Below are 26,012 nucleotides of genomic sequence, written 5' to 3' on the forward strand. Positions count from 1 at the left end.
CGCCGTCAGCTGGTGAAGATCGACTTCTTCTGGTTCTCGATGCTGGTCAGCAGCCCGCCGATGTCCTTCGGGTTCTTGATGAACTGCTGCAACGCCGGGATCATCACCGTCGAGGCGAAGTCCGGCCGGGTGTCGCGGTCGAGGAACTGGGCGATCTCGGTCGCCGAGCCGACCAGCTCGGCGGCCTTCTTCTTCAGCGCGGTGTAGCCGCTGGTGTCCGCGCCGGTGTTGGCCACCAGGGTGCCGGGGTCGCCCTTCACCATGATGTTCGCGGCGTCGACGCCGCCGATGTACTCCAGCAGCTTCTTGGCGTTCGCCTCGGACTTCGGCTTGCGGGCCATCATGTAGCCGTCGATGGGCGCGTCCAGGGCCTTGGCCCCGATGGTCGAGTCGATCTCGGGGAAGGTGAAGAAGTCGATGTCGTCCTGCTCGTCGTTGTTGAACTGCTGGGCGACGAAGAGGCCGAGCAGGTACATGCCGCTCTTCTTCTGCTGCAGCGACTGGGCGGCCTCCTGCCAGGTGCGGCCCAGCGCGTCGGGCTGGTGCAGCGGCAGCAGCCCGGCCCAGGTGTCGAAGACCTTCTTGACCTTGTCGGAGGTCCACGCCTCCTTGCCGGCCATCAGGTCGACGTGGAACTGGTAGCCGTTGATCCGCAGGTTGAGGATGTCGAAGGTGCCCATCGCCGGCCAGCCGTCCTTGTCGGCGAAGGCGATCGGGACCAGGCCGTCCTTCTTCATCTGCCCCGCGAGCGTGGTGAAGTCGTCGAGCGTCTTCGGCACCTGGTAGCCGTGCTGCTGCCAGACCGACTTGCGGTAGAAGACCGCCCACGGGTAGTACGACGCCGGCACGAAGTACTGCTTGCCGTCGTCGCCCGTCGACGCCTTCTTGAACGCGTCCGACAAGCCGGAGAGCTTGCCCCAGACGTCGCTGACGTCCCCGGCCAGGCCCTTCGCCGCGAAGAACCGCATCCGGTAGCCGGCGAACCAGGTGAACACGTCGTCCGGCTTGCCCTGCAGGTAGTTGTTGATGTTCTCCTGGAACGTGTTGTGGTCGACCGTGTTGATGTTGACCTGGACCCCGGAGGAGCTCTGGAAGCCGGCCGCCAGCTTGGCGAGGACGTCCTTCGGCGTCGGGTCCGAGGCGTTGGAGCCGACCGAGACCGTCTTCGAGCCGGCGCCGGAGTCGGAGTCGGAGCCGCAGCCGGCCAGCAGTCCCGTGCCCAGCAGCGCACCTGCGCCGGCCGCGCCGGCGAGCAGCGAGCGGCGGTTCAGGCCGGCGACGGACGGGGGTACGAGTCGGGCGAGGTACTCGGCTTGCGAGCGGGGACGGGACATTGTGCCTCCTGCATGGAAGAGGTGCGCTGCGCCCAAGGGCCGTGAGTGGTGGCGGCGATCGGTGTTCGTGCCGGCAGCGGTAGATTCACCGTGAATCCACATGTCCGAACACAAGCAGCCGGTGGCGGTTGAAGCTACCCCTTGGTTTCGCCCTGTCAAGAGGGCGGATGGAGAGCGATAACCCAGTTGTGACAAGGGCGCGACCAAGTAAACGTTGAAATTTCTGTCGATGTTGGAAAGCGTTGACTTGGGTGGTGTTCGGGGGCACGCTCTGCACCCATGCGGACCTGGCACGGCGAGAGCATCTGGTACGGCGCCGACTACAACCCGGAGCAGTGGCCCGAGGAGACCTGGACCGAGGACGTCGCGCTGATGCGCCGGGCCGGCGTCAACCTGGTCTCGGTCGGGATCTTCTCCTGGGCACTGCTGGAGCCCGCCCCCGGGCGCTTCGAGTTCGACTGGCTGGACCGGGCGCTGGACCTGCTGCACGACGGCGGGATCAGCGTGGACCTGGCCACCGCCACCGCCAGCCCGCCGCCGTGGCTGGCCCACCGGCACCCGGAGACGCTGCCCCGCCGCGCCGACGGAACCGTGCTCTGGCCGGGCGGACGGCAGGCGTACTGCCCCAGCTCACCGATCTTCCGGGAGCGCTCGCTCGCCCTGGTCGAGGCCGTCGCCGGCCGGTACGCCGCGCACCCGGCCGTGGTGATGTGGCACGTCTCCAACGAGCTGGGCTGCCACAACGTGCACTGCTACTGCGACGTCAGCGCCGAGGCGTTCCGTCGCTGGCTGCGCGACCGCTACGGCGACCTGGAGGCGCTCAACGCCGCCTGGGGCACCGCGTTCTGGAGCCAGCGCTACCACGACTGGGCCGAGATCAACCCGCCGCGTACCGCCCCGACCTTCGCCAACCCGACCCAGCAGCTCGACTTCCTGCGCTTCTCCTCCGACGAGCAGCGCGCCCAGCTGCGCGCCGAGCGGGAGCTGCTGGCCCGGCTCGCCCCGCAGCCCGTCACCACCAACTTCATGATCGGCACCGGCATCAAGCACCTCGACTACCACTCGTGGGCGCCCGATGTGGACCTGGTCGCCAACGACCACTACCTCATCGCCGCCCACCCGCAGCCGCAGGTCGACCTGGCCCTCGCCGCCGACCACACCCGCGGCGTCGCCGGCGGCGCGCCGTGGCTGCTGATGGAGCACTCCACCAGCGCGGTCAACTGGCAGCCGCGCAACGTCGCCAAGGCGCCCGGCCAGCTGCGCCGCAACAGCCTCGCGCACGTGGCACGCGGCGCCGACGGCGTGCTCTTCTTCCAGTGGCGGGCCTCCCGAGCCGGCGCGGAGAAGTTCCACTCCGCGCTGGTCCCGCATGCCGGCCCGGAGACGAAGGTGTTCCGCGAGGTCTGCCGGCTGGGCGCCGACCTGAAGGCCCTCGCCGAGGTACGCGGCAGCCGGGTCGAGGCCGACGTGGCGATCCTCTTCGACTACGAGGCCTGGTGGGGCGCCGAACTCGACTCCCACCCCAGCGTCGACGTCACCTACACCGATCGGCTCGCCGCCCTGCACGGCGCGCTCTGGCGGGCCGGGGGCACCGCCGACGTGGTGCACCCGTCCACCGACCTGTCCCGGTACCGGCTCGTCCTGGTGCCCACCCTCTACCTGGTCCGTGACGCCGACGCCGCGGCGCTGCGCCGGTACGTCGAAGCCGGCGGCACGGCGCTGGTCACCTACTTCAGCGGCATCGTCGACGAGCACGACCACATCCGGCTGGGCGGCTACCCGGGCGCGTTCCGGGACCTGCTCGGGGTGCGTACCGAGGAGTTCTTCCCGCTCCGCGCGGGCGAGCGGGTCCGCCTGGACGACGGCGCGACCGCCGACGTGTGGACCGAGTGGCTGCACGCCGAGGGCGCGGAGGTGCTCGCCGCGTACGCCGACGGTCCGCTGCCCGGGGTGCCCGCGCTGACCCGGCACGCGGTCGGCGACGGCGCCGCCTGGTACGTCGGCACCCGGCTCGACGACGCGGCCACCGACCGGCTCGTCGCCCGGCTGCTCGCCGAGTCCGGCGTCCGCCCGCCGGTGGCCGCCCCCGCCGGCGTGGAGGTGGTCCGCCGCCGGGCCGACGACGGGCGGAGCTGGCTGTTCGTCGTCAACCACACCGACGCCGAGGCCCGGCTCGCGGTCACTGGCGCCGAACTGCTCGGCGGCGGGCGCAGCGACGGCGAACTGGTCGTCCCGGCCGGCGAGGTGGCGGTGGTCCGCGAGACGCCGGACCGCGCCGCCCGCCAGTCGGTACCGGCCGGGGTGGCGGGCGACGACCCGACGGCGCGGACGGCCGAGGCCGCCTGATCGTGCCCCGCGCACCCAAAGGAGGGTCCATGCTCGCCCAGCAACGGCAGAGCGCCATCCTGGAGCTGATCCGCCAGCGCGGCGGCGTCCGGGTCAGCCACCTGGTCAGCCGCTTCGGCGTCTCGGACATGACGATCCGGCGGGACCTCGAGGTGCTCGCCGAACGGGGCCTGGTCGACAAGGTCCACGGGGGAGCGACGCTGGCCGGCCCCGGCTCGGCCGACGAGCCGGGCTTCGCCGCCAAGTCGATCCGGCAGCAGGCCGAGAAGCGGGCCATCGCGGAGCGGGCCGCCGGCCTGGTCGAGCCCGGCATGGCGATCGCGCTCTCCGCCGGCACCACCACCGCCGCCCTGGCCGCCCGGCTCGCCGACGTCCGTGGCCTCACCGTGGTCACCAACTCCATCCCGGTCGCCGACGTGCTCTACCAGAACCCGCGCCCCGACCAGACCGTGGTGCTCACCGGCGGCATCCGTACGCCCTCGGACGCGCTGACCGGGCCGGTGGCCGAGGCGGCCATCGCCGCCCTCAACGTCGACCTGCTCTTCCTCGGCGTGCACGGGATGAGCCAGCGGACCGGGTTCACCACCCCGAACCTGCTGGAGGCGGCGGTGAACAAGCGGCTGATCGGCGCCGCCCGGCGGCTCGTCGTGCTCGCCGACCACACCAAGTGGGAGACCATCGGCATCGCCACCATCGCCCCGCTGGAGGAGGCGGACGTCCTGATCACCGACGGCGGGCTGCCGCCCGAGGCGCGTCGCCAGATCGGCGAGCAGGTCGGCGAGCTGATCGTCGTCGACGCCGACTGAGTCGCTCACAGGGCCACCTTTCGTTCGCGACTGCGGGGCTCGCAGGACCGGCTCACTCCTCGCGCTCACAGGGCCACCTTTTCGTTCGCGACTGCGGGGCTCGCAGGACCGGCTCACTCCTCGCGCTCACAGGCACTTCACAGCGCCGCAGGTTAGGGTGCCTTTCGTGGCCCCTGTGCGCTCCACGGTGGAGCGTGCCGACGGTGGAAGCGGGAGTGGCAATGGTCTTCAAGAAGATGCTGAGCGCGTTCGGCGTGGGCGGCCCGAGCGTCGACACGGTGCTGACCAACCCGAACACCCGGCCCGGTCTGTCCCTCGACGGGCACGTGAACCTGATCGGCGGTGACGCGCCGGCCAGCATCGAGCACATCGCCGTCGGCCTGGTCACCCGGGTGGAGATCGAGGGCGGTGACTCCGAGTACGCCGGCATCATGGAGTTCCACCGGATGCCGGTCAGCGGCCCCCTGGAGCTGGCCCCGAAGCAGCAGCTCTCGATCCCGTTCCAGCTGCCGGTGCCGTGGGAGACCCCGGTCACCGACGTGTACGGGCAGCGGCTGCACGGCATGACGATGGGGCTGCGTACCGAGCTGGCGGTGGCCCGCGCGGTGGACAAGAGCGACCTGGACCAGGTGGCGGTGCACCCGCTGCCCATCCACGAGCGGATCCTCGACGCCTTCCAGGCGCTCGGCTTCCGGTTCAAGCACGCCGACCTGGAGCGCGGCCACATCCACGGGGTGCAGCAGACGCTGCCGTTCTACCAGGAGATCGAGTTCTTCGCCGCGCCGCAGTACGCCCAGGTGATCAACGAGGTCGAGCTGACCTTCGTGACCAGCCAGCGGGGCGTCGAGGTGATCCTCGAGTGCGACAAGCGCGGCGGCTTCCTCACCGCCGGCCACGACGTCTTCGGCCGGTACGCCGTGCCGCACGCCGACGCCGACCGGACCGACTGGGTCCAGGTGGTGGACGGCTGGCTGCGGGAGACCACCTCCCGCTACGGCAACCTGCGTGCCCACGGCTTCGGCGCCCCGCACCACGGCCGGCACGGCTCCGGCATCGGCGGCATGGTGGCCGGTGCCGCGCTGGGCGTGGCCGGCGGCCTGGTCGCCGGCGAGCTGATCGAGGACGCCTTCGAGGGCGACTTCGGCGACTTCGGCGGCGACTTCGAGTAGGCACGACGCGACGGCGGCCCCGGGGTTGTCCCCGGGGCCACCGTCGTCTCAGGTGTTGCTCCGTCAGTGCCGGGCCCGGCGCTCCTCACCGCTGCGGAAGTTGCTTCCGGCCTTGGCCAGACCACGGCTACCCAGGTAACCGATGGTCAGCAGGGTGATGAAGAACCAGGCCTGCGGGGCGCGGAAGATGTCCACCCCGACCGAGTTCTTGCCGACCAGGTAGGACGCCACCAGCACGGCCGCCACGGCGGCGACGTAGACCCAGAATTCGGTGGTCGCGAACGACGGCTTGGTCTCGGTGCCCGGAGCTGCCATCGCCTGCCGGTGCCCGTCGGGCATCGCGGCCATCGGACGGGTCGGCGCCTCCTGCATGGCGGCCCGGTTCTGCACGTCCGGCGCCGGACGGTTCATGGGCCTGGTGGATGCAGCCTGCGTGCTCATCTGTCCTCCTCAGGATTGATGAGTCGTTCCCTGCACTCCCTCGCCCCGCTACCGCGTTTCGGCCACGGCACGGTTCGCGTTCATGGCGGGGGCACCCCCCGTCTACCCGTGCGCCTGGAGAGGTAACACCGTCCCTGGGCCGGATAGCAGCAGCGCGGGGCCCCGCCGCGGGACCGGACAGCCGGGCACGGACCGGACTGCCCCGGGCCGGTGCCGGCGCCGGCCCGGTTTGGGCCGCCGGTGGTCGGGCACGCACAGAGGATCCCGAGCAATCAGCGAGGTGGTTGACGTGCGTGAGGACGACATGCGGCAGGACGCCGCCCGCCGGGCCGAGGAGCGGGTCGCCGGCGGCGTGTACGGCAAGGGCGCGCTCGACGAGGTCACCGTGCCGCAGACCGACGTGACGCGGGTGATCCAGGAGCAGGATCCGGACGACCCGGCGCACACCCCGGTGGACGCGAACGTGCTCCGTGACGGCGGCCCGACCGGCGGCCAGGGTGCGATCACCACGACCGGGGGCACCGCCGGACCGGCCAGCGCCCGCCGGCTGGCCCGCCAGCCGGAACGGCACCGGGGCACGGTGGCCCCGACCACCACCGGCGACGCCACCACCGGCGGCCTGAGCACTCCGGCCGGTGGCTCCACCAGTGACGCCTCGTCAACCGGCAGCCAGGTCGGCAACTTCACGGACGAAGAGCCGAACCCTGGTTGATCATGAGGTTGGCGGCGCTCGGGGAGATCGAGATCGCCGCCAACCTCATGATCGACGCGCGGGTGGACGGGGTCAGGCCACGCGGAGGATGCCGAGGCGTTGGGTGGCCCGGGTGAGGGCGACGTAGAGGTCGCTGTGGCCGCGGGGGGACTCCGCGACGATCCGGTCGGGCTCGACCACCAGCACCGAGTCGAACTCCAGGCCCTTGGCCTGCTCGGTGGTGAGCACCACCACCCGGTTCTCCAGCTCGGGCTGCTCGCCGACCGCGGCCTCGGGCAGCGCGGCGACGACCGCCGCGCCCAGCTCGGCCACCCGGCCGGTCGGCACGATCACCCCGAGCCGGCCGTCGGCCAGCCCGGCCGCCTCCCGCGCCGTGGCCTCGACCAGCTCCGCGGCGAGCCGGTCCGCCGCGACGGTACGGTCCCACGGCGGTACGCCGCTGGCGCGTACCGAGCGGGGCGGGCGCAGCGCCGGGTCGATCGCGGTGAGCACGTCGGCGGCGACCGCCATGATCTCGGCCGGGGTGCGGTAGCTGACGGTCAGCTCCTCCAGCCGCCACCGGTCCGCCACGTACGGATCGAGCGCCTCGGCCCAGGACGGCGTGCCGGAGAGCGCCCCGGTCTGCGCGACATCCCCGACGATGGTCATCGACCGGCTCGGGCAGCGGCGCATCAGCAGCCGCCACGCCATCGGCGACAGCTCCTGCGCCTCGTCGACGATGACGTGCCCGAACGCCCAGCGCCGGTCCGCGGCGGCCCGCTGCGCGGTGGTCAGCCGCTCGGCGTCCTCCTGGCGTTCCGACAGCCGGTCGGCGTCGATCAGGTCGGTCACGCCGAGGATCTCACCGCCGTCGGCCTCGTCCTCGACGTCGATGGAGCGGGAACCCCGCCAGATCTCGAGCACGCCCTCGGCGTACTCGCGTTCCAGGGCGCGCAGCCGCTCACGGCGGGCCACGGCGGCCCGCTCGTCCTCGCCGAGCAGCTCGGCCGCCTCGTCCAGCAGCGGCACGTCGGCCGGCGTCCAGCCGCCCGGCTCGCGGTGCAGCAGCGCCCGCTCGGCGTCGGTGAGCATCGGCGCGGCGGTGGCGATCCGCTCCGGGCTCGCGTACAGGTCGGCGAGCAGGCGCTGCGGGGTGAGCACCGGCCACAGCTGGTCCAGCGTGGCGCGGACCTCGGGCTCCTCGCGCAGCTCCCGGCGGATCTCCGCGACGTCGGCCTCGGAGAGCAGGTTCTCCCCGCCGAGCGGGTCGGCGCCGATCCGCTCGGCGACCTGGGCGGCGAGGGCGTGCACGATCTCGATGTCGAACAGCGCCCGGGCCAGGTTGTGCGGGCGCTGGGAGCGGCGGGCCCGCTCCCGGGCCTGCCGGACCACCTCCGGGTCGAGGGTGAGGATCTCCCGCTGCGGGAGTTCGATCTCCAGCGGTTCGTCGGGCACCCACTGCCGGTCCCGGACGGCGTTCGCCAGCACCTCGGCCATGACCGCGCGCCCCTTCAGCGCGGCGGCCACGGCCGGCTCGGCGCGCCGGGCACTCACCCCGGGGAAGAGGTCGGCCGGGGTACGCAGCAGCACCCCGGTCTCGGCCAGCGCCGGGAGCACCTGGGAGATGTAGCGCAGGAAGGTGGCGTTCGGGCCGACCAGCAGCACGCCCCGGGTGGAGAGCTGCTCCCGGTGCGTGTAGAGCAGGTACGCGGCCCGGTGCAGCGCCACCGCGGTCTTGCCGGTGCCGGGTCCGCCCTGCACCACCAGGACGCCCGGCAGGTCGGCCCGGATGATCCGGTCCTGCTCGGCCTGGATGGTCTCGACGATGTCCCGCATCCGGCCGGTCCGCCCGGCGTTCAGCGCGGCGAGCAGCGACGCCTCGCCGGTCAGTTCCTCGTGGGCGGTGGGGGAGGCGGCGGCGATGTCCAGCACCTCGTCGTTGAGGCCGGTGACCTTCCGCTCCCGGGTGCGCAGGTGCCGACGCCGGCGTACGCCCTGCGGGTTGGCGGCGGTGGCCAGGTAGAACGCCCGGGCGGCCGGGGCGCGCCAGTCCATCAGCAGCGGGTCGTAGTCGCCGTCGGTGTCGAAGATGCCGATCCGGCCGATGTAGCGGCGGGAGCCGTCGTCCCCGTCGAGCCGGCCGAAGCAGAGGCCGCTCTCCACCGCGGAGAACCGCTCGACCTGCTCGGCGTACATCCCGACGGCGGAGTCGCGCTGGGAGCGGGCCTGCTGCGTGCCGCCGGTGGTCCGCAGCTCCTCGGTGAGCCGGCAGGCGGCCTGCTCCCGCATGCCGTCCAGCCGGTCGTAGAGCATCGAGACGTACTCCTGCTCGCGACCGATCTCGTCGTCCTGGTGCAGCTCACCCGATACGTCGGAGTGCGTTGACAAGCGGGCTCCTCATGGCCTAAAATAAGCGCAGGAATGGCCTTTAAATGCCATTCCTTTTTGTGTTTGAACTGAGAAAGATACCGCGTGGCCCACCGCCGGACCAAGCTCGCCCGGCCGCCCGCGACCACGTCACACCGCCGCGCCGCCAAACCCCGTCAACCGCAAGCGGGGGCCCGGCCGGCACCCGCCGACCGGACCCCCGCCGGGTCCCGCTTCCTCAGCTCAGCCCTTGGCCACCTGGTAGAGCCGCTCCGGGGTGACCAGCCCGACCAGCACCCGCCCGTCGTCGGTGAGCAGCACGCTGAACAGCTTCGAGGTCAGCAGCCTGCCGCTGCCCCAGTCACCGCTCACCTGCGGCAGCCCGCCGAGCACCTTGGCGAGCGCGTCCGCGCCCGCCGCCTCGGTGCCGCCGGCCGGTCCGGCCGGCTTCCCGCCCCGGGCTGCGCCGCCGGCCGCGTCGAGGCCGCCGGCCGCGTCGAGCTTCGCCACCAGCACCGTGGTCCAGCCGGTGCCGACGGTACGCACGTCCGGCGCGTCCGTGCCCCGGCCCGCCCCCGGCTTGCCCAGGTCGGCGTCCGGCCGGTGCTTGCCGGGCCGGTCCGCCTTCTCCTCGGTGACCGTCACGCCCGGCGGCGGGTTGAACCGGAACTGGTCCGCGTCGGGGGTGCGGAAGTCCACCTGGGTGAAGGCCACCTCGAAGGCCGGCTCGTCGGCGCCGTCGGCCAGCACCTCGAACCGCAGCGGCACGTGCTCCTTCGCGTCCAGCGCGATCCGCACCTGGTGCACCAGGGAGTCCTTGTCGCGCGGGGTGAGCACCAGCTCGTACACGCTGCGCCCGGCCACGCTGCCGGAGCGGCCGACGGTCACCGCGGTGGTCGGGTCGATTGCGGCGAGCGCCCGGTCGGCGGCGTCGGCCGGGGTGGCCGGCGCGGACGCGGCCAGCTCACCGTCCGCCGGCAGGGTGCGGTGCGACGCGGTGTTGGCCCGGCTGTTCCAGGTCCACAGGTCGCGGCCGTTGCGCAGCACGTCCCGCTCGCCGAGCGTGTCGACCAGGGCCAACCGCTGCCGGTCCGGGCCCGCGTACCAGACCCGCAGGGTGTGGGTGCCGCTGATCAGGCTGGTCAGCTCGTCACCGCCGGCCATCCCGGCCAGGTTGGCGATCGGCGGCAGCCCGAGGTCGGCGCGCTGCACCACGGTGCCGGAGAGCCCGTCGAGGCGGGACGTGCGCAGGTCCTCCAGGAGCTGCGCGGCGGTACGCGGTGGCAGGGCCGGGTCCGCCGTGGCGGCGAACGTGCCGACGGCCGCGCCGCCGCCGATCACGGCGACCCCCGCGGTCACCGGGACCAGCCAGCGCAGCACGGCGTGGTTCTTCAGTACGGACATGGTGGACACCTCCTGACGGTAATGCTGCACCCCGGTCGCTGTGAGCGCGCTGAGGAGAATCCCTAGGGGGTGTCACCGGGTGGCACCCTTGACCCGTGCGGTTGCTGGTGGTGGAGGACGAGTCGCGGCTCGCGGCGGCGCTGCGTCGGGGCCTCCAGGCGGAGGGGTTCGCGGTGGACGTCGAGTCGACCGGCCCGGCCGGCCTGGACGCCGCCCGGCACGGCGAGTACGACGCGATGATCCTCGACGTGATGCTGCCCGGCCTCTCCGGGTACGAGGTGGTGCGCCGGCTGCGCGCCGAGGAGCACTGGCTGCCGGTGCTCATGCTGTCGGCCAAGGACGGCGAGTACGACCAGGCCGACGGGCTGGACTGCGGGGCCGACGACTACCTCACCAAGCCCTTCTCGTACGTGGTGCTGCTGGCCCGGCTCCGGGCGCTGCTGCGCCGGGGCGCGCCGCAACGCCCGGCCGTGCTCGCCGTCGGGGACCTGCGGCTGGATCCGGCGCGGCGGCGGGTGACCCGGGCCGACGCCGAGGTGGCCCTGACCGCCCGGGAGTACGCGCTGCTCGACTACCTGATGCGCCGGGCCGGCCAGGTGGTCTCCAAGACCGAGCTGCTGGACCACGTCTGGGACGCCAGCCTGGACACCGCGCCGAACGCCGTCGAGGTCTACGTCGGCTACCTGCGCCGCAAGATCGGCCGGGACCGCCTGGAGACGGTCCGCGGCGCCGGCTACCGGCTCGCCACATGACCGGCCCGCGATGGACGCTGCCGAGCCTCGGCCTGCGGGCCCGGCTGCTGGTGATCGGGGTGGCCGGGCTGTGCGTCGGGCTGGCGCTGGGCGGGACGCTGCTGCTCGGCGCGCTCGGCTGGACGTTGCAACGCTCGGTCGACGCCGAGGCGTTCCGGACCGCGGACGCGGTGGCGCTGCTCGCCGCCTCCGACGCCCTGCCCGACCCGCTGCCGGTGGCCGGGGGTCAGCTGCGGGTGCAGGTGGTGGACGGGCAGGGCCGGATCCGTGCCGCCTCCATCGACGCCGACCGGCTGGTGCCGATGCTCCGTACCGACCAGCTCCAGGCCGGGCAGCGCCAGCGCCTCGTGGTGGACGGGCGGCGGGTCGGGCTCGCCGGCCCGGTACGGGTGGTGACCGTGCCGGCGGGCACCCCGGCCGACCCGCTCACCGTGCTGGTCGCCAAGTCGATGACCGACGTGCGGCACAGCCTGCACGTGGTCCGCACCCTGCTGCTGGTGGGCTTCCCGCTGCTGGTCGCCGGCCTGGCCGTGGTCGCCTGGCGGGTGGTCGGCGCGACGCTGCGCCCGGTGGAGGCGCTGCGCCGGGGCGCCGCCGAGATCACCGACCGGGCCGGGCCGGGGCGGCTGCCCGTACCGGCGGCCCGGGACGAGATCCAGCGGCTGGCGGTCACCCTCAACGACATGCTGGACCGGTTGTCCGCCGCCCGGGCGCGGCAGCGGGCGTTCGTCGCCGACGCCGCACACGAGCTGCGCAGCCCGGTGACCAACATGCGCACCGAACTTGAGGTGGCCCGGCGGCTCGGCGACGCGACGGACTGGCCGGCGCTGGCCGACGACCTGCTCGCCGACACCGAGCGGCTCGGCCGGCTGGTCGACGACCTGCTGCTGCTGGCCCGCCTGGACGAGGAGCCGGGCCGCCCGGGCGTGCCGTTGCGTACCGTCGGCCCGGTGGAGCTGGGTGAGCTGCTGCGCGGGGTGGCCGACCGCTACCCGTCCCCGCCGCTGCGGCTGGTGCCGCCGTCCACGCCGGTGTGGACCGAGGGCGACCCCGCCGAGCTGCGCCGGGTGCTGATCAACCTGGTGGAGAACGCGCTCCGGCACGCCCGCGGCGAGGTGCTGCTCGCGGTGACCGGCCCGGACCCGGGCGGGCCGGTGCCGGGTCCGCGGCGGGCCGGGCCGGGGGAGCGGGCGTACCACGTGGTGACCGTGACCGACGACGGGCCGGGCATCCCGGCGGCCGACCGGGAGCGGGTCTTCGAGCGCTTCACCCGGCTGGACGACGCGCGGGCGCGGGACGACGGCGGCGCGGGGCTGGGCCTGGCCATCGTGCGCGAGTTGGTCCGCCGGGCCGGCGGCACCGTCGAGTTGGCCGACGCCGCGCCCGGGTCGGGGCTGCGGGTGAGCGTACGGCTGCCGGCGCTGGCCGAGCCGGAGGTGGACTAGAGCGGAGGCCGCCGACGTCGCCGGGCGCGTCGGCGCGGGCCGACGCCGCGCTGCTGGCGACGTCGGCCCGCGGAAGGCGTACCGGCATGGACGTGAAGTGCGGGATGACTACAGGCGGGAGCAGATCAGCTTGTTCTTCCACGCCAGACCGAACTGCACCGGGCCATCGGAGTTCTTGTACCCGATGTTCACCACCGCGCCTTTCGGAATGCCCGAGGGGGTGATCACCAGGAGCAGCTTCCCGCCCTCCATCCGGTCGGAGAAGACCCGCTCCAGGTGCCCCGGGGCAGGCACGGAGTAGCAGACCGAGCCGACCCTGACCACCGCCGGCACGCCGGCTGCGGACAGCGCCTCGCGGACCTCGTCCGGTTCGGCGAGCTGCTTCAGCGACAGCGTGAGGGTCACCGTGCCGTTGGGGTTGCTGACCACGGAGAAGGCGGCCAGGTCTACCGGGGCCAGGCTGGCCGGCCGCTGCGCGGTCGGCGGTGCGGCGGGTCCCGAGCCGGCGAACGGTACGGCCACGGCCAGCCCGGCGGCGAGTGCCATCCCGGCCACGGTCCCTGCGGCCAACCGCCGCCGGCGCCGCGCGTTGCCCGCGGCGATGATCTCCTCGGCCGGCGTGTCCAGGTCCAGGCCGGACAGGCCGTCCGACACGGCACGCAGCACCTCTTGGTCTCTCACTGCTTGACCTCCTGGGTCTCGGCGGGTACGAGTTGGCCGCGCAGCGCCGCGACGGCCCGGGACAGGTGAGCGGTGACGGTTCCCGCGGCGATGCCGAGCACCTGAGCGGTGGTCCTGGTGTCCAGGTCCAGGAACGCCCGCAAGGCGATCACCTCGCGCTGCCGGTCGGGCAGCCGCCGTAGCGCCGCCATCAGCGTCGCGTCCACGCCTTCGTTGTCCGGGTCGACCGCGACGTCGTGCCCGTCCGCCAGGGCGACCTCGCGGCGGCGGCGCCGCCACGCCGACACCCTCAGGTTCAGGGCGGTGCGCACCACCCACGCCTGGGGGGCGGGGTGCCGGCTGACCTTCCGCCAGGACATCCAGGCCCTGGTGAACGCCTCTGCCACCAGATCTTCAGCACCCTGGCGATCGCCGGTGCCCGCCACCACCGCCTTCACGCAGGCGGCACGATGGACCCGGTAGAACTCTGCGAACTGTGCTTGCTCACGTCCCACGTCCCGTACACGCCTGAGCCCGTCGGGCCACTTACCCTCGGTCCACATTCGCACGGAGCAAGGTACCGGCACCCGGTGCGGATCAGCTGCGGCGGGTGCAGACCGGGGCGGCCCGGGCGACGGTGTCGGTGGACCAGACCACCGCCACGGTGAAGCAGTAGTCCTGGGTGCGGCTCAGCCCGTACGCGATGTAGCTGTCCGTGCCGGCCGGCAGCTCCTGGAAGGTGTGCTGGGTGTCCCGCGAGCGGCCCCCGGCGATGACCACCGGGCCTTCCGCGCCGGCCGGGTACGTCCAGCTCAGCACGATGCTGTCCCGCCGGTCGGTGAGCCGCACCTGACCGGGCGGGGTGCCCGGGTCGGCGGGAGCCGCTTGCGTGCCGGTGGGCGGGGTGGGGCTGCCGCTGGGCGGCGCGGCGGTGGTCCGGGCCGGCGCCGGGGTGCCGCGGGACCGGTCCACCCGGGACACTCCGGCGATCACCGCGATCGTGCCGAGCAGCAGGGCCACGATCACCCCGGCCACCACCAGCGGCAGCCACGGCGTGGCCCGGCCCTCGGGCGCGGGCGGGCGGGGTACGTGCACCGGCAGGTAGGGCGACGGCGGCTCGGGTTCGGTGGCCACCCGGCGTACCCCGGCCGGCTCCTCGTCGGTCAGCCCGACCACGGTGGGCGGCAGCGCGCTCTCCGCCGCGGCCCAGTCGTCGAGGGGCCGCTCCTCCGGCGGCCACCAGTCGTCCTCCGGCCGATCGGGCTCGTCGTCGGCGTCCGGCGGCGTACGCGGGGTCGGCACATGCGCCGCCTCGGCCGGCTCCGCGGCGCGGTCCGGCGGATGGTGGAGCAGCGGCTCCGGCGCCTCCTCGGTCGTGCGGTCCGGCGGGTGGTAGAGCAGTGGCTCCGGTGGGCCCTCGGCGGCCGGGGGGACCCGGGCGGCCGGCACCACCGGCGTCTCGCGGGCCGGCGGCTCGGGCTCGGCGCAGAGGTGGTCCGGGTCGGCGGCGGCCCGGGCCAGCGTGGCCACCTGCGCGGCGAGCGGGTCGTCGGCGGCCAGGTGCTGCGCGCACAGCTCCTCGGCGAGCGCCAGGTGCTCGTGGGACTCGGCGTACCGGCCGCAGTCGCGTTCCATCGCGCCGAGCTTGGCCAGCATCTTGATGCCGCTCGGGTGGCCGTCGCCGTACACCTCGCGGTGCAGCTCCCAGGCGTCCTGGAGGCGGTCCCGGGCGATGTCGCACTGGCCCCGGGCGTACTCCACGGTGGCCAGGTCGGCGTGGGCGGCGAGCACCCGCTGCGACTCCGGCCCGTCCCGGGCGGTCAGCTCGATGATGACGTCGGAGTAGAGCCGGGCGGCGCGGGCGTCGCTGCCGACCCGGTGCAGCACGGCGGCCAGGGTGGCGGCGGCGGTGACGGTGCGCTCGTCGGAGCGGCCGTAGAGCCGGGTGGCCGCCGCGTACGCGAAGGCGGCCCAGCCGCGCGCGGAGTGCGGCTCGCCGAGGGCGACCAGGACTCGGGCCTGGAGGCCGGCGGCGTCGGCCAGCTCGGGGGAGGCGTTGGCGGGACGCGGGTCGGCGTCGGTCAGCGCGTCGGCGAGCAGCCGCTGGGCACCGGCGAGGTCGCCTTCGGACACCAGGTGGTGCGCCTGGACTGTCAGTTCACCGAAGCCGGAGGACACGCCCCATCGTGCTCATCCGGCGACGGTAAGTACAACCCCCGCAGTGGATCAGTTTGGTCAGGATCCGGTCAGGTGGTCGGCGAGGGTCTCGCTGATCCGCCGGAGCTGGTCCACCTGGGCGGGGCTCAACGCGTCGAAGAGATGCCGGCGGACCCCCTCGACGTGGCCGGGCGCGGCGGCGGCGAGGGTGGCGAAGCCGTCGTCGGTGAGCACGGCGATCTGGCCCCGCCGGTCGGTGGGGCAGTCCTCCCGGCGGACCCAGCCGGCGGCCTCGAGGCGGGAGACGGCGTGCGAGAGCCGGCTGCGGGAGGAGCCGGTCGAGTCGGCCAGCTCGCTCATCCGCAGCCGCCGCTCCGGGGCCTCGGAGAGGCGGACCAGGATCTCGTAGTAGGCGTGCGGCATCCCCGCGTCGCGTTGCAGCTCGCGGTCGAGCGTGTCCATCAGGGCCCGGGTGGCGGCGAGGAAGGCGCGCCAGGTCCGCTGCTCGTCGGGGTCCAGCCAGCGGGTCATGACGCCCATCATAGCCCAGGTTGTTGAACGCTCAACCAAATCGGGGTACCGTCGGTGGCATGGGAATCCACCGGCTCAACCATGCCGTGCTCTACGTCCGTAACCTCGAGCGCAGCGTCGCCTTCTACCGCGACGTGCTCGGCTTCCGTCCGGTGCCGATGACGCCGGACGGGTTCCGGGGCGCCGCCTTCCTCCAGGCGCCCGACTCCACCAACGACCACGACCTCGGCCTCTTCGAGATCGGTGCCGCCGCCGGCCCGTCGCCGGCCGGCCGGGCCACCGTCGGCCTCTACCACCTCGCCTGGGAGCTCGACACCCTGGACGAGTTGGCCGCCACCGCCGAGCGGCTCTCCGCCGCCGGCGCCCTGGTCGGCGCCTCCGACCACGGCACCACCAAGAGCCTCTACGGCCAGGACCCGGACGGCCTCGAATTCGAGATCGTCTGGATCGTCCCCGCCGACCTGCTCGACGACGACGCCCTCGCCGCCCGCAAGCGGATCGGCCGGCTCGACCTGGACCGGGAGCGGCAGCGCTACGGCGGGCAGACCCGCGGCGGGGTGGGCATCTCGATTCCGGCCTGACGCGCCGCCGCCTCCATGCGGTAGAACGGCAGCATGTCGACCGACGCCGTCCTGCGCGAGCTGCTCGTCCGGCAGCTCGACCACTGGCTGCCGGGAGCGTTGCACCGCTCCCGGCGGGCCACCCTGGCCCTCGCGTACGCGGGGAACGACAGCGGCGGCGCGGAGGCCGCGCTCCGGGTGGTGGCCGAGTTCGCCGACCGGCTGCGCGGCCGGCGGCTGACCGTGCTGGTGCTGGCCGGCGGCGCGGAGCTGCCGGCCCGGCTCGGCGCGGCCGAGGCCGCCCTGCCGGCGGACGTGGCCGTGCACGTGGTGCCCGGCCACCCGGACCGGCTGCCGGTGGCGCTCAAGGCCGCCGGCGCGGCCGGCGCCCCGCTGCTCGCCGTGGTCGACGGCGCTGATCCGGACCCGGCCCTGCTGGCCGCGGTGGCCGGCGGTCGCCCGGCCGAGCTGCTGCTGGTCACCGCGCCCGGCGGACCCGTGCGGCCGGCCCTGACCGCGGCCGGGTTCCCGTTGGTCACCGAGGTGGAGCTGGTTCCCGCCGACGGCGGACCGGCCCGGCTGCTGGCCTACGGCACCGGCTCGGACAAGGGCCTGGAGGCGCTCAAGGACGCGCTCTGGGCGGTCGACGAGTACGCCGGGGTCCGCTACCGTGACCCGGCCGATCCGGCGGGGCGGCTGCTCGACATCAGCCTCGCCCCGGATCCCGGCCCGCTGCGTCGTGAGCTGCTGGCCGAACTCACCCGCTCCGGCCCGCGTACGGTCACCGAGCTGCGCCGCTTCGCGGCCACCTCGACGGTCTACCGGGCCGCCGACGCCAACCGGGCGCTGACCTCGCTGCTCGCCTCCGGAGCGGTGACCCGGGAGCCCGAGCACGGCCGGCTCGGCGGTGACGTGGTGGTCAGCGCCGCCCCGCCCGGGGCCGCTGGGTCATCTGCTTGACCACGATGGACGCCCCGGTGGCCACCACCCCGATGCTGAACACCATCTGCGCGCACAGCACCACGCGGGCGATCTGCCCCTGGGCGTGCACGTCGCCGTAGCCGACCGTGGTCAGGGTGGCCAGCGCGAAGTAGAGGGCGTCGATCCGCGTCTCCAGGCCGGCGAACTCGTCCGGGCGGCTGTTCGCCACCACGTAGTCGGCGAGCGCGAAGACCAGCAGCCCGGCGATCAGGGCGACGGCGAGCCGGACCAGCGCCCGGTTCTCCGCCGCACCGGTCGGCTGCTCGACGGCGAGCTGGCGGCGGACCTGGCCGGTGACGAGGAACGCGACGACGATCACCACGAGCAGGGTGCCGGCCGAGCGCAGGGCCAGCCGCAGCCCGTTCGGGTCCGGCGCGACCGGTACGGCGAAGTAGGCGACCAGCAGCAACGCGACGGCCACCGCGGCCCGGCGCCGCTCCCGCCGGAAGGACTCGCTCGCCATGCCGCGATTGTCCGCCGGGACGAAGCCGTCGTCGGCGGAACGGCGAACCCGCCCGGACGCCGAGCGGGGTGCCGGTGAGCCACCGGCACCCCGCTCGACCTCGGGACGTCACGCCCGGGACTTGTCCTGCTTCCAGGAGATCGGCCCCGGCAGGTCCACCCGGTGGGCGCGGGTCCGGGAGTTCCAGGACCACTTGCCGATCTTGATGCTCCACGAGGAGAAGCCGTTCTCGGTGAAGTTGAGGATCAGCGGGCCGAACTTCTGCCGCTTACGGAACACGATGCCCATCGCCGGACTCCTCTCGTCTCTCCCTGTCCCTGCGGCATCGAACATGCCCGAACCGAGCCCGCGCGAAACCCGCCGCGCTCCGCACTGGACGGTGCTCCGCACCTCTCCTCCACCCCTGCTTGCGCGCTGATTCACGGAAAGAGTGGTCATCCGGCAGCGGAAGGCCACTCTTTCCAGGAATCAGTGGCCTCGTCGGGCGTCAGCGGGGCTGCCAGGCGTCAGGGAGGGCGGTCAGCTTGCGGACGTGCGCGGGGAGGCGGCCGCTGACCAGCTCGGCCAGGCTCACCTCGTCGACCACCCGCCGCACCGAGGCGCGCACCGCCACCCAGAGCCGGGGCAGGTTCTCCGCGGCGCCCTCGTACCGGGTCTCCTCGGGGCGCATCCCGCGTACCCCGGCCAGCGGGCCGTCGACGGCACGCAGGATCTGCCCGACGGTGACCTCGCGCGGCGGCCGGGCCAGCGTGTAGCCGCCCTCCGCGCCGCGCTGCGCCCGGACCAGCCCGGCCCGGCGCAGGTCCGCCAGCACGGCCTCCAGGAACTTGCGGGGCATGTCCTGCTCCGTGGCGATGGCCTGGGTGGACAGCAGACGGGGGTACGCCTGGGCCAGGCTCAGTGCGGCCCGGACCGCGTAGTCGCCGCGCGCGGAGATCTGCACCCTGTCATCATGCCCGCCCGGGCCCGGCGGGGGAGTCGGCGGGCGGACGGGGGCGCACCACGCGGACCGGGACGGGCCGTTCCCGGCCGGCCCGGAAGGCGCCCGGGCTGACGCCCACCTCGCGGGTGAAGAAGCGACCGAAGTTGGTCGGCTCGGGGAAGCCGAGCCGGCGGCCGATCCGGGCGATCGGCTCGTCGGTGGCGGCGAGCAGCCGGCTGGCCTGCAACGCCACCCGCTCGTCGATCACCTGCTTGGCGCTGCGACCGGTCACCGCCAGGCACGCGCGGGTCAGCGTACGCACCGAGCAGCCGAGCCGGGCGGCGTAGTCCTCCACCCGGCGGGTGTGCTGGTAGCCGCGTTCCACCTCCCGGCAGAGCCGGCGGAAGGTCTCCGTCTCCGCGCGGGGCGTCGACTCCTCGCTGGCCGGCAGCAGGCTGAGCCGCAGCAGCAGCACGGCGAGCTGGTGGCGCAACAGCGGCGCGGCGGCCGGTACCCCGGCGTGCCGGTCGGCGTCCACCGCCAGCTGGGTCACCTCGCTGATCACCGCGTCCTCGTCCTCCCCGGCGAGCTGCCGGTACGCCGGCACCGCGTCCGGGTCGACGTCCAGCCCGCGCAGCGTCCCGGCGGCCCAGCGCACCACCGTCGCGTCCAGGTGCGGGCCGAGGCAGCGCAGCGCCTGGCCGGAGCGGACCCGCAGCAGGGTGCCGGGCCGGCAGGGCAGCGCCCGGAAGTCCAGCTCGGCGACGCCGTGACCGCCGGTGACCAGGATCAGCAGCTCGGCGTCGAGAAGGACCGGGCGGCGCCAGCCGGGCTCGGGCGCGAGCTCGGCGAGAGCGCTCGTGGTGATCTCGTCGGCAGCGGGTCGGACGGGAGGCAGGTCGGTACGGCTCGCCGGGGGAAGCTGTCCGGTAGTGACCATCGACCCGACGGTAACCGCCGGGGCTGCATCCTGCATCTCGACACTTTCCGCCGATCCGGGCGGGCCTTGTCGGCCCCGAGCCGGGACGGTTAGGTTACCGATCGGTAGCGCCGGGGTCGCCGGACCGCCGGACCGACCCGCGACCACCGCCGACTCGCGATGGGATGGGCATGACGCAGCTGTTCTCGGTCGAAGGCAAGACGGTCCTGGTCACCGGTGGCTCACGAGGGATCGGGCTGATGATCGCCCGGGGCTTCGTGCAGGCCGGCGCGAAGGTCATCATCTCCTCGCGGAAGGCCGACGTCTGCGAGACCGTGGCCCGGGAACTCGCCGCCGAGGGTTCCTGCGCGGCCATCCCCGCCGACCTCGGCCACGACGAGGGCGCGCTGGGGCTGGCCGCGGCGGTGCGGGAGCGCACCGGCGACCGGCTCGACGTGCTGGTGAACAACGCCGGCGCCACCTGGGGCGCGCCGCTGGAGTCGTACCCGGAGAGCGCCTTCGACAAGCTCTGGGCGGTCAACGTCAAGGCCGTCTTCCGGCTCACCACCGCGCTGCTGCCGGCGCTGCGCGCGGCAGCCACCCCCGACGACCCGGCCCGCGTGATCAACATCGGGTCGATCGACGGCCTCCGCGTGCCGTGGATGGAGGTGTACGCGTACTCCGCGACCAAGGCGGCCGTGCACATGCTCACCCGCAGCCTCGCCCACCAGCTCGCCGGCGAGCAGATCACGGTGAACGCGATCGCGCCGGGGCCGTTCGAGAGCAAGATGATGGCCTTCGCGCTGGGCGACCCGGCGTCCCGGGCGGCGATCGAGCAGCAGGTGCCGCTCGGGCGGATCGGCCGTCCGGAGGACATGGCGGGCACGGCGATCTACCTGGCGTCGCGGGCCGGGGCGTACCTGACCGGGGCGGTGATCCCGGTCGACGGCGGGATCACGACGCACGGCTGATCCCCGTACCCCTGATCTGACGGCCCGGGGCCGCGCGGACTCGGCAGATCCGCGCGGCCCCGGGGGTGCGTGTCGTCAGCGGCCGGCGAGCAGCCGGTTCACCGCCGTGTCGACGTCCAGGTGCTCGGCCTCGCGGCCGCGCGGGACGACGACGTAGGTCCGGCGCAGGAAGCGCACGAGAACGCTGCGTGGGACCTCGAAGAGGGCGTTGCCGTCCGGGGACGACAGCGCGAGCGCGACGAAGTCGCCGCGCGGGGTGGCCCAGGGCCACACCCGGACGTCGCCGATGCCGGCTGGCTCGTCGAGCCCGGTGACCAGCAGTTCGCGGGCGAACGACCAGCTCACCGCCTCGCCGCCGGCAGATTCGGCGTGGAACAGGACATGGACCGCATACGGGTCAGCAGGGTCGTAACGCAAACTGGCACGCACCGGCAAGGCGGTGGCGTCAGGCGCGACGAGCCTTAGCGACGTCTCGACCTCTACGGTCGTCGGTCGGATGACACTCATGGACGTTCTCCCCCCGGCACCGCTGCGGAACGCGCGTGTCCCGCTTTTCCCATACTCAGGTGCTACTCCTGGCTACGCTCCGCCATACGCTGACTTCACCCAGTGGTGGGAAGGGGGTCGGAACGCCTCCGAGAATGTGAAAATTCTTGTAGGATTTCCGGTCTGCCCAGTCCGTGATCCCGCCCGGCAACGGGTGGTTCAGTCGTCGACTTACTCCGGTAACGTCCAGTCCTCAGCGAGGGTGACGGGCCCGGGCGACACTGGGGGTGGAAATGGTCCTCGGCTCCACTGAGGAACCCTTCGCGACCACGGCCGACCCACCGAAAGGAGCGGCCCGAACAGCCGAAAGGCGGGGGTACGAGGTGCCAGTCGAACGCGGTTCCCAGGGTGCTCTCCTGGAGCGACGCCGCAGCGGTTGGCGGGGGCGGCTGCACACCACCCTCGAACTGATCCGGGCCAACCCCACCGGCCGGGTCGCGCTCAAGATCTTCATCGGCATCCTCGGTGCCGTCATCGTCACTGTCGGTATCGCCCTCATCCCGCTGCCCGGCCCCGGCTGGCTGCTCGTGATCGCCGGCCTCGGCGTCTGGGCCGTCGAGTTCCACTGGGCCCGCCGGCTGCTCGCCTTCACCCGTCGCAACGTCCAGGCCTGGACGCGCTGGGTGACCAGCCGATCACTGCCGGTACGCTTCCTGCTGGGCGCCGTCGGGCTGGTCTTCGTGTCCGTGGTGGTCTGGCTGTCGCTCAAGTACAGCCTCGGCATCGACGTGGTCGCCCGCCTCCTGCACTACCTCGCGACGCACTGAGACCCGGTTTTTGGTCCGGCTAGTGGATCAGGTAGAGTCATCGGCGCTGAGGGCGATTAGCTCAGCGGGAGAGCGCTTCGTTCACACCGAAGAGGTCACTGGTTCGATCCCAGTATCGCCCACACAGCTCAAAGGCCACTTCCCATCGACGGGGGTGGCCTTTTTGCTGCCCGTACAGCAGCGAAGTGCAGCAGCCCCGTCATTGCGCGAGTGATTCGCCGAGGTGCCGGCGCCCTGGTCCACGACCCTGAGGACCTTGGCCGAGCAGCGTGACCTGATCAACGAAGCCAAGGGTCAAGGCGCTGCATCACGTATTGGCACGGTGCGCACTCGCATCCAAGGGCGAGCTACCCTTCCAGCGCTGTCTTGAGCGCCACGACATGACGCCTGCGGTCTACCGTCGTGACACCCATCAAAGCCGGAGAGGCCATCACGATGAGCAAGCCCATCGATTACGACGCACCGCGCCGACCCGCCATTGAGGTTGAAGAGGACAGCTTGGAGGAACTCAAGGCGCGCGGCGCGGCTGCGCAGTCAGCGAGAGTCGACCTCGACGAGGCTGAGGCTGCCGAGAACTTCGAGTTGCCCGGCGCGGACCTGTCCGGCGAGGAACTGACCGTGGCGGTGGTGCCGGTGCAGCCGGACGAGTTCCGATGCGTGCGCTGCTTCCTGGTGCACCACCGCAGTCAGCTCGCCGCGCAGCCCGACGGCCGGGAGGTCTGCCAGGAGTGCTCCTGACGTCCACTGTCAGGGCGCCAGTTCCCGCCACTCCGGGCGACCACCCAACCATGCGTCGGCGAGAATCTGTGCCGACGCCCGACTCGGACAGGGGTGTAGCTTCGACCGGCCTGCGATGCCGCCGGTCTGTGCCTCTACTTCCCATCGCTGGCCGTCGGTGCGGATGTAGACGTCGCGGCGCCCCCGCAGACTCCGGTCCCCGTTCCACCAGTGACGCTCGATTCTCACCTGCTGACCGTATAGCACCACCTGCGGAAAGACGAACGATGACGATCTTGGGAAGAGGGTCCGGGTGGGCGTGCCATAGCGGGTCGTGAATACGAGGTCGGTTTCGTGCCATGCCGTCCCGGCGGCTGACCTTGCCGCATCGCGCTGTTCGTTCCTGAACTTCAGTGCGATCAGGCAGATGTCGGGCAGGGGGAGCGTGGCGTCGGACGACTGGGTCTTGGTGTCGCGGTGGAGGAGTTGCCCGCGCACGCGTTGCAGTTGGCGCCCAACGGTCAGCTCTCCGGCGTCGAGGTCGACGTCCTCCCAGGTGAGTCCCAGGGCCTCGCCCTTGCGTAGACCGACGACGAGGACCAGGGCATAGGCGGCGTAGAGCGGGTCCTCGTCGGCGCGGGCCGATTCGAGGAACTTGCGGGCCTCGTCGCTCGACCACGACTTGCCCCGCCGGCGGCGGACCGTGGCCAGGGTGACCGGCACGGCCGGGTTCTTGGCGATGAGGTCCTCGGCCTGGGCGTGGGTGAGGGCGGCCCGCAGCGCGGCTCGGATGTCGCTGACTGTGCGCGTCGACGGGACGGCTTTGCAGCACCGACCGACGGCGCAGCAGCGGCGCTTCTCCTTCCGGCGGGCGCTGTCCTTGCCCTGGGCGCAGCACTGGCAGGTGCGGGCCACCTGGTTGATCCAGGTCTGCACGTCCCGCGGCTGAAGCCGGTCGAGCCGCTTGGACCCGAGGCCGGGGGCGATGTAGCGGCGGACGATCGTCTCGTAGGTGGCATAGGTCAGCGGTGCCCGGTTCGGCTCGATGATCTCCGACAGCCACCGCGTCAGGAAGCTGCCCACCGTCGGGACGGTGGTCGCTACCGGTCCCTGCTTCGCCTGCTGGTGCAGTTTGATCCACTTGTCGTGGACGGCCTCGCGGGTCTTGCCGTAGACGTACTTGCGGGTGCGCATGCCGTTGGGCTTGGTGACCCAGACGTAGGCGGCGAAGCCGTTGCGGTAGGGGAAGATGGAGCCTTCGCCGTTGGCTCGGGCGCGTGCGGGCATCAGGCGGCCTCCTGGCGTTCGACCTGCTCGCGGATGTAGTCGTCGACCCATTCGGGGAGGATGCGGCGGTACTTGCCGTCCTTGATGGAGCGCAGCTCGCCGGTGGCGATCTTCATCTTGACCTTGGAGATGCCGAAGCCGAGCAGGACGGCGACCTCGGCGGGGGAGTACCAGCGCGGGGTGAGGTGATGGCTCATGCGGCGGCTCCGGTGAGCCAGGCTTCGTGGGCGAGTTCTTCCCGGCCGATGCGTCTGCTCTCCCGCCCCTGTCGGGCGGCGGTGTTGGCGAGGAGAGCGTCACCATCGTTAAGCCAGCCGGCCCCGATGTAAGTGAGGGTGGCGACGGTGATGCTGTCGGTGGTGTCGTCGTCTTCTGTGCGGCGGTAGGTGCCGCGGGTGTCGCGGAGCAGGCCGAAGGTGACGGAGTAGCGGCGGGCTTTGGTGAGGAAGTGGCCGCCGAAGCCGAGCATGTGTGCCCAGCGGCGCAGCCCGACGTAGGGGTTCGGTTTGCCGTCAAGGTCGCCTTGACGATCCCCGCTCGTCGCGGCGCCCGGGCCCGTGGCGTTGTGGGCGGGGCGGCCGAGCCGCCAGCAGGCGTCGATGAGGCGTGCGAGGTGGTCGCCTTCCGGGTCGGCGTAGTCGCCGATCGTGTCGGCTGTGAGTCGGGTGGAGCGGTGGCCCGTGGCCTCGGTCGACTTGGTGGCGTACTTGGCCAGGTAGGCGGCTACCTTGCTGTCCGTCAGTTCGCCGCTGGCGCTGTTGATTCGCCGAGCGTCGACCTGCTCGCCCCAGGCGATCACCCAGCCTTCGGGCCGGTCGGGATGCGGCGGCGTGGTGACGTTGATCCGGCGGGCGGCGGCGTGGACGGCGTCCTCCAGGTCGTCGATGGTGACGCCCGTCGGCGGGGGCACGATCGCGTCCGCGTTGTCGGGTTCGACGCCGTCGAGGCGCAGCAGGACGTGGAAGTGGACTGCTGCTCGGCGCTGCATCTCGGCGACCTTGCCGTGCGACACGCGCACGGACGGCACCCAGCGGACCTTGCCCGAGGCTGTGACGACCCGAACGAGCGAGATGCCGCGTCGGCGGCAGAGGGCGGCGAGGTGGCGTTCGATGGCCTGCTCGGTGCGCCGCCACAGCTCGCCGGAGAAGTGGTTCCAGACGACCTGGTGGTGGTGGTCGTAGCAGTCCAGGCACAACGGCTGCCCGAGCCGCGGATCATCGGCGTCGTGGCGGGCGAAGCACACCGCGGGCTGCCCATGCGGACAGGTGCCGGCCGTGCGACGGGCGTGGCAGGGGTCCAGGCGGCAGTCGCAGCGCTGCCGGGTCGAGCAGCTGTGGCGGCGGACGTGCCGGTGGTGGACCGCGCCGAACGAGGGTGCCGTGAAGGTGGCGAAGACGACCGGGTGCCGGCCGACGGAGGCGGGTACGCCCTTGCCGCCGGTCAGGCCGCAGCGCACGACCTGGTAGGCGTCACCGGCGTAGACCCAGGCGCAGCCCGGGCACTGCGATTCGCGGCGGTTGCCGCACGCCTTGTAGAGCGCCCGGTCGGGCAGCTCGTCGGTGTGCTGCTCGCTCACGATCCGGCCGGTGTCGGGGTCGACGGCGGCGAGCGTGCCGGTGAGTCGGATCGGGCGGGCGCAGCCGCTGGCGGGGCGGGTGTGTTCCAGCCAGCCTGAGAAATCCGGCGAGCCAGGTCCTGCTGGACCAAGTCTGGCGCGCGTGGTGCACCTTGAAGCCGGCTGTAGCGAGCAGGGCGGTCAGACTCGGCAGGCGGTGG

General features: G+C 73.0%; 26 protein-coding genes, 1 tRNA gene and 1 pseudogene. 12 read left to right on the forward strand and 16 right to left on the reverse strand.

Translation table 11 applies throughout. The features are described 5' to 3' along the window. Nucleotides 1-5: 5 nt before the first annotated feature. Complete coding sequence (locus ACGFI9_RS14540; RefSeq protein WP_393178439.1) at nucleotides 6-1,334, reverse strand: ABC transporter substrate-binding protein; 1,329 nt, start codon at nucleotides 1,332-1,334, stop codon at nucleotides 6-8. Between the two features lie 279 nt (nucleotides 1,335-1,613). Between ACGFI9_RS14540 and ACGFI9_RS14545 the strand changes: the two genes are divergently transcribed. From ACGFI9_RS14545 to ACGFI9_RS14555, 3 genes are all read left to right on the forward strand, one after another. Beyond that, nucleotides 1,614-3,680, forward strand: coding sequence for a beta-galactosidase (locus ACGFI9_RS14545; protein WP_393178440.1), 2,067 nt, complete (start codon nucleotides 1,614-1,616; stop codon nucleotides 3,678-3,680). Nucleotides 3,681-3,709: 29 nt separating this feature from the next. Then, on the forward strand, nucleotides 3,710-4,486 hold the full coding sequence (locus tag ACGFI9_RS14550) for a DeoR/GlpR family DNA-binding transcription regulator (protein ID WP_393178441.1): 777 nt from the start codon (nucleotides 3,710-3,712) through the stop codon (nucleotides 4,484-4,486). Between the two features lie 221 nt (nucleotides 4,487-4,707). Continuing rightward, the gene (locus tag ACGFI9_RS14555) at nucleotides 4,708-5,655 is read left to right on the forward strand and encodes a sporulation protein (RefSeq protein ID WP_393178442.1); all 948 of its coding nucleotides are present in this window, start codon (nucleotides 4,708-4,710) and stop codon (nucleotides 5,653-5,655) included. A 63-nt stretch (nucleotides 5,656-5,718) separates the two neighbouring features. Here ACGFI9_RS14555 and ACGFI9_RS14560 read toward each other — a convergent pair whose 3' ends face one another. Continuing rightward, nucleotides 5,719-6,096: a hypothetical protein gene (locus ACGFI9_RS14560; protein WP_393178443.1), complete on the reverse strand. Its 378-nt coding sequence runs from the start codon at nucleotides 6,094-6,096 to the stop codon at nucleotides 5,719-5,721. A gap of 289 nt (nucleotides 6,097-6,385) precedes the next feature. Here ACGFI9_RS14560 and ACGFI9_RS14565 point away from each other — a divergent pair, with 289 nt between their 5' ends. Beyond that, nucleotides 6,386-6,808 carry a hypothetical protein gene (locus ACGFI9_RS14565; protein ID WP_393178444.1) on the forward strand — a complete coding sequence of 141 codons (423 nt, stop codon included), beginning with the start codon at nucleotides 6,386-6,388 and terminating at the stop codon, nucleotides 6,806-6,808. 72 nt (nucleotides 6,809-6,880) lie between these two features. Here the strand turns inward: ACGFI9_RS14565 and ACGFI9_RS14570 are convergent, their stop codons facing one another. Together ACGFI9_RS14570 and ACGFI9_RS14575 are read right to left on the reverse strand one after the other, a co-directional pair. After that, nucleotides 6,881-9,100 carry a HelD family protein gene (locus ACGFI9_RS14570; RefSeq protein ID WP_393178483.1) on the reverse strand — a complete coding sequence of 740 codons (2,220 nt, stop codon included), beginning with the start codon at nucleotides 9,098-9,100 and terminating at the stop codon, nucleotides 6,881-6,883. Between the two features lie 297 nt (nucleotides 9,101-9,397). Continuing rightward, entirely contained in the window at nucleotides 9,398-10,558 is a 1,161-nt protein-coding gene (locus tag ACGFI9_RS14575; protein ID WP_393178445.1) for an outer membrane lipoprotein carrier protein LolA, read from the reverse strand. A 95-nt stretch (nucleotides 10,559-10,653) separates the two neighbouring features. On the opposite strand from ACGFI9_RS14575, the gene ACGFI9_RS14580 reads away from it, so the two are divergent. Continuing rightward, nucleotides 10,654-11,310, forward strand: a complete 657-nt coding sequence (locus ACGFI9_RS14580) for a response regulator transcription factor (protein ID WP_393178446.1) — start codon at nucleotides 10,654-10,656, stop codon at nucleotides 11,308-11,310. Nucleotides 11,311-11,357: 47 nt separating this feature from the next. Beyond that, nucleotides 11,358-12,755 (forward strand): sensor histidine kinase, encoded by a 1,398-nt coding sequence (locus tag ACGFI9_RS14585; protein WP_393178484.1) that lies wholly within the window; start codon nucleotides 11,358-11,360, stop codon nucleotides 12,753-12,755. A gap of 108 nt (nucleotides 12,756-12,863) precedes the next feature. Here the strand turns inward: ACGFI9_RS14585 and ACGFI9_RS14590 are convergent, their stop codons facing one another. Genes ACGFI9_RS14590 through ACGFI9_RS14605 form a run of 4 tightly spaced genes read right to left on the reverse strand, consistent with a single transcriptional unit; the run spans nucleotide 12,864 to nucleotide 16,112 of the window. Next, nucleotides 12,864-13,436, reverse strand: a complete 573-nt coding sequence (locus ACGFI9_RS14590; RefSeq protein ID WP_393178447.1) for a hypothetical protein — start codon at nucleotides 13,434-13,436, stop codon at nucleotides 12,864-12,866. After that, entirely contained in the window at nucleotides 13,433-13,978 is a 546-nt protein-coding gene (locus ACGFI9_RS14595) for a sigma-70 family RNA polymerase sigma factor (protein WP_393178485.1), read from the reverse strand. The genes ACGFI9_RS14590 and ACGFI9_RS14595 overlap by 4 nt, the downstream gene beginning before the upstream one ends. A gap of 34 nt (nucleotides 13,979-14,012) precedes the next feature. Beyond that, nucleotides 14,013-15,593 carry a tetratricopeptide repeat protein gene (locus tag ACGFI9_RS14600; protein WP_393178448.1) on the reverse strand — a complete coding sequence of 527 codons (1,581 nt, stop codon included), beginning with the start codon at nucleotides 15,591-15,593 and terminating at the stop codon, nucleotides 14,013-14,015. Between the two features lie 57 nt (nucleotides 15,594-15,650). Further along, a complete protein-coding gene (locus ACGFI9_RS14605; protein ID WP_393178449.1) occupies nucleotides 15,651-16,112 on the reverse strand; it encodes a MarR family winged helix-turn-helix transcriptional regulator in 462 nt (153 codons plus the stop codon). A 50-nt stretch (nucleotides 16,113-16,162) separates the two neighbouring features. Between ACGFI9_RS14605 and ACGFI9_RS14610 the strand changes: the two genes are divergently transcribed. Beyond that, nucleotides 16,163-16,684: a VOC family protein gene (locus ACGFI9_RS14610; protein WP_393178450.1), complete on the forward strand. Its 522-nt coding sequence runs from the start codon at nucleotides 16,163-16,165 to the stop codon at nucleotides 16,682-16,684. Between the two features lie 33 nt (nucleotides 16,685-16,717). After that, nucleotides 16,718-17,623, forward strand: a complete 906-nt coding sequence (locus ACGFI9_RS14615) for a hypothetical protein (RefSeq protein ID WP_393178451.1) — start codon at nucleotides 16,718-16,720, stop codon at nucleotides 17,621-17,623. Here the strand turns inward: ACGFI9_RS14615 and ACGFI9_RS14620 are convergent. The 4 genes from ACGFI9_RS14620 to ACGFI9_RS14635 all read right to left on the reverse strand — a co-directional run bounded on the left by ACGFI9_RS14620 (nucleotide 17,583) and on the right by ACGFI9_RS14635 (nucleotide 19,969). Then, the gene (locus tag ACGFI9_RS14620) at nucleotides 17,583-18,107 is read right to left on the reverse strand and encodes a potassium channel family protein (protein WP_393178452.1); all 525 of its coding nucleotides are present in this window, start codon (nucleotides 18,105-18,107) and stop codon (nucleotides 17,583-17,585) included. The genes ACGFI9_RS14615 and ACGFI9_RS14620 overlap by 41 nt on opposite strands. 108 nt (nucleotides 18,108-18,215) lie before the next feature. Continuing rightward, complete coding sequence (locus ACGFI9_RS14625) at nucleotides 18,216-18,395, reverse strand: DUF4236 domain-containing protein (RefSeq protein WP_357327775.1); 180 nt, start codon at nucleotides 18,393-18,395, stop codon at nucleotides 18,216-18,218. 199 nt (nucleotides 18,396-18,594) lie between these two features. Continuing rightward, nucleotides 18,595-19,050, reverse strand: a complete 456-nt coding sequence (locus tag ACGFI9_RS14630; RefSeq protein ID WP_393178453.1) for an RrF2 family transcriptional regulator — start codon at nucleotides 19,048-19,050, stop codon at nucleotides 18,595-18,597. Nucleotides 19,051-19,057: 7 nt separating this feature from the next. Beyond that, on the reverse strand, nucleotides 19,058-19,969 hold the full coding sequence (locus ACGFI9_RS14635) for a helix-turn-helix transcriptional regulator (protein WP_393178454.1): 912 nt from the start codon (nucleotides 19,967-19,969) through the stop codon (nucleotides 19,058-19,060). Nucleotides 19,970-20,139: 170 nt separating this feature from the next. Between ACGFI9_RS14635 and ACGFI9_RS14640 the strand changes: the two genes are divergently transcribed. Continuing rightward, nucleotides 20,140-20,919, forward strand: coding sequence for an SDR family oxidoreductase (locus tag ACGFI9_RS14640; protein ID WP_393178455.1), 780 nt, complete (start codon nucleotides 20,140-20,142; stop codon nucleotides 20,917-20,919). A 75-nt stretch (nucleotides 20,920-20,994) separates the two neighbouring features. On the opposite strand, the gene ACGFI9_RS14645 is transcribed toward ACGFI9_RS14640, so the two are convergent. After that, nucleotides 20,995-21,426 carry an SsgA family sporulation/cell division regulator gene (locus ACGFI9_RS14645; RefSeq protein ID WP_007457244.1) on the reverse strand — a complete coding sequence of 144 codons (432 nt, stop codon included), beginning with the start codon at nucleotides 21,424-21,426 and terminating at the stop codon, nucleotides 20,995-20,997. Nucleotides 21,427-21,698: 272 nt separating this feature from the next. On the opposite strand from ACGFI9_RS14645, the gene ACGFI9_RS14650 reads away from it, so the two are divergent. The 3 genes from ACGFI9_RS14650 (at nucleotide 21,699) to ACGFI9_RS14660 (ending at nucleotide 22,970) form a co-directional block, all read left to right on the forward strand. Continuing rightward, the gene (locus ACGFI9_RS14650) at nucleotides 21,699-22,232 is read left to right on the forward strand and encodes a TIGR02611 family protein (RefSeq protein ID WP_393178456.1); all 534 of its coding nucleotides are present in this window, start codon (nucleotides 21,699-21,701) and stop codon (nucleotides 22,230-22,232) included. A 50-nt stretch (nucleotides 22,233-22,282) separates the two neighbouring features. Then, nucleotides 22,283-22,354 (forward strand) — tRNA-Val (locus ACGFI9_RS14655). Between the two features lie 313 nt (nucleotides 22,355-22,667). Continuing rightward, entirely contained in the window at nucleotides 22,668-22,970 is a 303-nt protein-coding gene (locus ACGFI9_RS14660) for a DUF4193 domain-containing protein (RefSeq protein WP_393178457.1), read from the forward strand. 9 nt (nucleotides 22,971-22,979) lie between these two features. Here the strand turns inward: ACGFI9_RS14660 and xerC are convergent, their stop codons facing one another. The 3 genes and pseudogenes from xerC to ACGFI9_RS14675 form a co-directional block, all read right to left on the reverse strand. Then, nucleotides 22,980-24,236 carry a tyrosine recombinase XerC gene (gene xerC, locus ACGFI9_RS14665; protein WP_393178458.1) on the reverse strand — a complete coding sequence of 419 codons (1,257 nt, stop codon included), beginning with the start codon at nucleotides 24,234-24,236 and terminating at the stop codon, nucleotides 22,980-22,982. Further along, on the reverse strand, nucleotides 24,236-24,433 hold the full coding sequence (locus ACGFI9_RS14670) for an excisionase family DNA-binding protein (protein WP_393178459.1): 198 nt from the start codon (nucleotides 24,431-24,433) through the stop codon (nucleotides 24,236-24,238). The genes xerC and ACGFI9_RS14670 overlap by 1 nt, the downstream gene beginning before the upstream one ends. Beyond that, nucleotides 24,430-25,923 (reverse strand): annotated as a pseudogene (locus ACGFI9_RS14675) (replication initiator); the annotation flags it as partial. The pseudogene ACGFI9_RS14675 and the gene ACGFI9_RS14670, both read right to left, overlap by 4 nt. Nucleotides 25,924-26,012 lie beyond the last annotated feature (89 nt).

Origin of the sequence: Micromonospora sp. NPDC048930, from assembly GCF_043197935.1 — a bacterium.
GTDB lineage: Bacteria > Actinomycetota > Actinomycetes > Mycobacteriales > Micromonosporaceae > Micromonospora.

Excerpts from the sequence above, each read along its gene's own strand:
- ACGFI9_RS14640 (WP_393178455.1), top strand. The coding sequence starts at position 20,140 with ATGACGCAGCTGTTCTCGGTCGAAGGCAAGACGGTCCTGGTCACCGGT.
- ACGFI9_RS14570 (WP_393178483.1), bottom strand. The coding sequence starts at position 9,100 with ATGCTCTACGACCGGCTGGACGGCATGCGGGAGCAGGCCGCCTGCCGG.
- ACGFI9_RS14645 (WP_007457244.1), bottom strand. The coding sequence starts at position 21,426 with ATGAGTGTCATCCGACCGACGACCGTAGAGGTCGAGACGTCGCTAAGG.
- ACGFI9_RS14545 (WP_393178440.1), top strand. The coding sequence starts at position 1,614 with ATGCGGACCTGGCACGGCGAGAGCATCTGGTACGGCGCCGACTACAAC.
- ACGFI9_RS14605 (WP_393178449.1), bottom strand. The coding sequence starts at position 16,112 with ATGGGCGTCATGACCCGCTGGCTGGACCCCGACGAGCAGCGGACCTGG.
- ACGFI9_RS14670 (WP_393178459.1), bottom strand. The coding sequence starts at position 24,433 with ATGAGCCATCACCTCACCCCGCGCTGGTACTCCCCCGCCGAGGTCGCC.
- ACGFI9_RS14620 (WP_393178452.1), bottom strand. The coding sequence starts at position 18,107 with ATGGCGAGCGAGTCCTTCCGGCGGGAGCGGCGCCGGGCCGCGGTGGCC.
- ACGFI9_RS14550 (WP_393178441.1), top strand. The coding sequence starts at position 3,710 with ATGCTCGCCCAGCAACGGCAGAGCGCCATCCTGGAGCTGATCCGCCAG.
- ACGFI9_RS14555 (WP_393178442.1), top strand. The coding sequence starts at position 4,708 with ATGGTCTTCAAGAAGATGCTGAGCGCGTTCGGCGTGGGCGGCCCGAGC.
- ACGFI9_RS14575 (WP_393178445.1), bottom strand. The coding sequence starts at position 10,558 with ATGTCCGTACTGAAGAACCACGCCGTGCTGCGCTGGCTGGTCCCGGTG.
- ACGFI9_RS14610 (WP_393178450.1), top strand. The coding sequence starts at position 16,163 with ATGGGAATCCACCGGCTCAACCATGCCGTGCTCTACGTCCGTAACCTC.
- ACGFI9_RS14625 (WP_357327775.1), bottom strand. The coding sequence starts at position 18,395 with ATGGGCATCGTGTTCCGTAAGCGGCAGAAGTTCGGCCCGCTGATCCTC.
- ACGFI9_RS14560 (WP_393178443.1), bottom strand. The coding sequence starts at position 6,096 with ATGAGCACGCAGGCTGCATCCACCAGGCCCATGAACCGTCCGGCGCCG.
- ACGFI9_RS14635 (WP_393178454.1), bottom strand. The coding sequence starts at position 19,969 with ATGGTCACTACCGGACAGCTTCCCCCGGCGAGCCGTACCGACCTGCCT.
- xerC (WP_393178458.1), bottom strand. The coding sequence starts at position 24,236 with ATGCCCGCACGCGCCCGAGCCAACGGCGAAGGCTCCATCTTCCCCTAC.
- ACGFI9_RS14650 (WP_393178456.1), top strand. The coding sequence starts at position 21,699 with ATGGTCCTCGGCTCCACTGAGGAACCCTTCGCGACCACGGCCGACCCA.
- ACGFI9_RS14595 (WP_393178485.1), bottom strand. The coding sequence starts at position 13,978 with ATGTGGACCGAGGGTAAGTGGCCCGACGGGCTCAGGCGTGTACGGGAC.
- ACGFI9_RS14615 (WP_393178451.1), top strand. The coding sequence starts at position 16,718 with ATGTCGACCGACGCCGTCCTGCGCGAGCTGCTCGTCCGGCAGCTCGAC.
- ACGFI9_RS14540 (WP_393178439.1), bottom strand. The coding sequence starts at position 1,334 with ATGTCCCGTCCCCGCTCGCAAGCCGAGTACCTCGCCCGACTCGTACCC.
- ACGFI9_RS14660 (WP_393178457.1), top strand. The coding sequence starts at position 22,668 with ATGAGCAAGCCCATCGATTACGACGCACCGCGCCGACCCGCCATTGAG.